Origin of the sequence: Candidatus Aquicultor secundus, assembly GCF_002791875.1 — a bacterium.
In the GTDB taxonomy this organism is placed as follows: Bacteria; Actinomycetota; Aquicultoria; order Aquicultorales; family Aquicultoraceae; genus Aquicultor_A; species Aquicultor_A secundus.
Map to the genome: position 1 here is coordinate 5,881 of NZ_PFNG01000263.1, position 224 is coordinate 6,104.

General features: G+C 52.2%; 1 protein-coding gene. It reads right to left on the bottom strand.

From position 1 onward, the window contains the following. A partial coding sequence (locus COY37_RS11215) for an N-acetylmuramoyl-L-alanine amidase (protein WP_286977612.1) occupies positions 1–224 on the bottom strand: 224 nt, incomplete at both ends.

Consider the following 224-nt stretch of genomic DNA (forward strand, 5'->3'; position numbering starts at 1 on the left):
GGTCATGATTACTTTGATACCGTTCGCCTCGAGTTTCGCTTTTAACAGCTTTGAAATTGCAAGCGTGATCTTATATTCCGGGGTTCTCGATTTTACACCACTCGAGCCGCCCGCCGTTTTTTCCTTCGTCTCGGCGGCCCCCGGACCAATCGGCTCACGCGATAAATCGGCTTTGCTTTGATGACCCGGATCGATCACTACAACTTTTCCGGCCAGACTCCGCC